At 69.6% G+C, this 3,260-nt stretch carries 3 protein-coding genes and 1 pseudogene; 1 reads left to right on the top strand and 3 read right to left on the bottom strand.

Going from position 1 to position 3,260, the window contains the following annotated elements:
- From IE142_RS34315 to IE142_RS34305, 3 genes and pseudogenes are all read right to left on the bottom strand, one after another.
- Window positions 1-204: pseudogene (locus IE142_RS34315) on the bottom strand (tachylectin-related carbohydrate-binding protein); the annotation flags it as partial.
- Window positions 205-452: 248 nt separating this feature from the next.
- Window positions 453-653: a hypothetical protein gene (locus IE142_RS34310; RefSeq protein ID WP_191889361.1), complete on the bottom strand. Its 201-nt coding sequence runs from the start codon at window positions 651-653 to the stop codon at window positions 453-455.
- A 545-nt stretch (window positions 654-1,198) separates the two neighbouring features.
- Window positions 1,199-1,498, bottom strand: a complete 300-nt coding sequence (locus tag IE142_RS34305; protein WP_191889360.1) for a hypothetical protein — start codon at window positions 1,496-1,498, stop codon at window positions 1,199-1,201.
- A 202-nt stretch (window positions 1,499-1,700) separates the two neighbouring features.
- Between IE142_RS34305 and IE142_RS34300 the strand changes: the two genes are divergently transcribed.
- Window positions 1,701-2,696, top strand: coding sequence for a LuxR C-terminal-related transcriptional regulator (locus IE142_RS34300; protein WP_191889359.1), 996 nt, complete (start codon window positions 1,701-1,703; stop codon window positions 2,694-2,696).
- Window positions 2,697-3,260 lie beyond the last annotated feature (564 nt).

Here is a 3,260-nt window from a genome sequence, read left to right as displayed (position 1 = left end):
GCCGTTGGTCGGGTTGATCGCGGAGTAGGTCAGGCGGCCGTCCGGAAGAATGCCGTAGACCGACGCGGTGCCGCTACAGGTGGTGGTCGCTTTCGCGTCGGCCGCCTGAGTGACGGCGCCCACGGTGAGCAGGGCCGCTCCGGCTGCTCCGGCGAGCACAGTGCCGATGGCACGGCGAGTGGCTGTGCGGGTGGTCTGCTTCATGGTGTTCCCCCCTTGAACTGGCATGGCCAGCTCGTTGTTCGTGTGAGTGGTGGCGCACGCGGCGGCGTGGGAACGCGACGACGCGATGCCTTGGGTACGGTGACTCCGGTGAGGGGTCACCAAGAGCGGTCAGGGCTGCTCGCGGTGTGCCCCGGGGACGCCGCGCGCGCTTCGGTCGTCTTTCCGAGGGGTGGCGCTGCGGATGGCCCGGTGAGGCGCGGTGGTGGTCTCCGGAGCCGCCGGACCGGCTACTGCCAGCTCATGTCGGCGGGGGCGGCCAGCCGGCCCGTGTCGACGGGGGCGGTCTGCCAGCTCATGTCGGCGGCGGAGACCTGCCAGCTCATGTCGGCGAGGGAAAGGGCCGTGTATCCGGAGAAGGCCGAGAGGCCGAGTGCGACGGCAAGGACGGTGACCGCGGCGACCCGGTGAGCGACGGGGCTGAGGAGCATGGCAGGTTCCTTTTTCCAGGGAGAGAGCGGGTGACTGCATCGCTTGTCCCGTTCGGTCCTGCGCCCCGCGGCTGGCGCTGTCCCGTTCGGTGATTCATAGCTAAGCCGCAGCTCAGCGGGGAGAAAAGGGGTCTCGGCTGGACGGAAGGGGCCGTGGACGGTTGCGTCCAACGAGCCTTCGGAGGCTCATCGGCGGCGCGTGCCCCACCCGCGCAGGCAGGGAGAGCCGCGGCCTACGGGCCTAGGCGGGCGCCCAGGCCTGGGAGGTCCGCGTCTTCGGCGGTAACGCCTTCCTGCTTGCCGGACTCCTCCTCATCGCTCCAGCCAGTCGCTGCCGCCCAGCCGAACCCCGGATCAGGTCGATCCCTCAGCAGGCACGTGAAGGACGTCGTCGTATCGCCACGCAGTCCCAACTCCGCTAGGTGAGGCTCCAGCCGGACCACTCAGCAGTCGCCGGATCACCCCGCTTTACAGCCGGAGCTACGAGCCGCCCCCCGACAGTCACCCGACCCGCCAGACAGCGCCCAGCGGCGGGGCGTGCCGGGTCACTCGTCGAGCAGCGCGGGAGGGACAAGCGGCACCCCCACGCTCAGCAGCCGTGTCGGCGGCAGCCAGTGGGCGTCGGCAAGCAACCGGATACACACCCTGCGGGCGTGGTCCTCAGCGTCGCGCAGGCTCTGGGAGAGCAGGTAGAAGCCCAGCGTGAACTGGTGGGGTGGGTGGGGGTGCACGGAGAGGTGCTCCACCCCGTCGTCGACTCGCAGCGACTGGCGGGCCAGCTCCGTCAGGAGGTCGGGCACTCCGGCGGGAGAGGCGATACGGAAGCGGGCGTGCACGAGATACATGCATCTCACGATCGCCGCCGCGGTCGGGTCCCGGGAAGGGATGGGCGGACCTCTTGCGGCCATGGCCGCATCCGTCCACATCGGGGCCACGCGGAGATGCGTGGACTACGTGAGGGCACCCCCACAGAGTGCGGGGCAGGTGTGGGGATTGAGGCGTTCTGGCATGATCAAGTTCGCCAGAGGTGATACAGCTGGGGGGAAGATGTTGACCGAATTGGGCCTCAACGTGACCGCGGAGGCGGTCTACCGCTGCATGCTCTCCCACCCGAAAGCCGGGGTGGCCGCGCTCGCAGAGATGATCGGCGTACCGGAGGATGATATCCGGGAGGCTCTGGACGAACTGAGCGGTCTCGCTCTCGTACGGCCCTCCGCCGAGTACGAGGGACGACTCAGACCGGTCTCCCCGGACATCGGCATGGAGATCCTGATGGCGCGCCGCCAGGCCGACCTGGCGGCGCAACAACTCCGGCTGGAGGCATCCAGGGCGGCTGCCGCGCGACTGATCAGCGAGTACGCCGAGTTGAATCCTACGGCCAGTACCCCAGGTGTCGAGCAGCTCATCGGACTCGACGCCGTGCGGGACCGGCTGGTGACGCTGACGCGCCAGGTCACCGAGGAGGTCATGGCCTTTTCGCCGGAGCCCGTTCTCACTGAGGCCGCCATCGCCGCATCACGGCCCCTGAACGAGGAGTTGCTGGGCCGCGGGATAAGGATGCGGACGATCTACCTGGACAGTGTCCGCAACAGCCGCCATTCCATCGAGCACGCCAACTGGCTGGCCGGTTTGGGCGGTCAGGTGCGCACGGCACCCTCGCTGCCCACCCGCATGGTGATCGTGGACCGCAGTACCGCCGTCATCCCCGTGACCGGCGACAACACCGCCCAGGGAGCCGTCGTACTCACCGGCCACGGCATGCTCACCGCACTGTGCGCCCTTTTCGAGGCGGCGTGGGCGACCGCACAGCCGCTGGCGGAGGCCCCGGTGTGCGGCCCGAACGGGCTCACCCCGCAGCAGGAGACGGCGCTCACGCTGCTCGCCGACGGACACACCGACGAGGCGATCGGCAAGCGGCTGGGAGTGTCACCGCGTACGGCACGACGCATCGCCAACGACCTGATGGAGCGGCTCGGCGCGCGCAGCCGCTTCCAGGCCGGCGTGCGTGCCGTGCAGGAGGGCTGGCTGCCCACCCGCTCCTGATCCCGGCGCGACTTCCGCGGCAGTGGGTGCCTCGTCACGACCGCCGGTGGCGGTCACCCTCTGCTCGGGCCGGAGACCGCCTGGCACGCATGCCCGGCGGACTTGCGGTTCCGCGTTGAAGGTTCCCACCCGCCTGGTTCATCCTGCGGGGGAGACGCGCCGATCTGCCGATCCCCCCGGACACGTACGCTCCTGGGTGGGGCGGTAGAGAAAGGATCAGCTCATGTCGCCCGCCCGCCTGAGCCTCCTCCGCGCCGACTCCTCCGCCCGGCGACCTACGTCCGCCGTGGGTGGCAGCCTCCGTTTCATCTGCCTGCTTGCTGTGCCGCTGTTCCGGCACGGCGACCTGGCTCAGCTCCTCCCCCCGCCCGGCGGCGCGGACGGCACGAGCGGAACCCTCCCCGGCACGATCAACTCCAGAAGCACCCCAAGCCGGTCAGTCAACGTGACAACGCCGTTCCACGCCCTGGGCCTGCCTGGCCGGCCACCGTCGCATGCGATCTAGGGTCCGTCTTCAAAGATCATCGGGTGACGGATCATGGTGGAGTGATACGCCGCCATGAA

Source organism: Streptomyces mutabilis, assembly GCF_014649815.1.
GTDB classification, from domain to species: domain Bacteria; phylum Actinomycetota; class Actinomycetes; order Streptomycetales; family Streptomycetaceae; genus Streptomyces; species Streptomyces mutabilis.
This window is presented reverse-complemented; position numbering and strand designations above follow the sequence as displayed.

Excerpts from the sequence above, each read along its gene's own strand:
- IE142_RS34305 (WP_191889360.1), bottom strand. The coding sequence starts at position 1,498 with ATGTATCTCGTGCACGCCCGCTTCCGTATCGCCTCTCCCGCCGGAGTG.
- IE142_RS34310 (WP_191889361.1), bottom strand. The coding sequence starts at position 653 with ATGCTCCTCAGCCCCGTCGCTCACCGGGTCGCCGCGGTCACCGTCCTT.
- IE142_RS34300 (WP_191889359.1), top strand. The coding sequence starts at position 1,701 with ATGTTGACCGAATTGGGCCTCAACGTGACCGCGGAGGCGGTCTACCGC.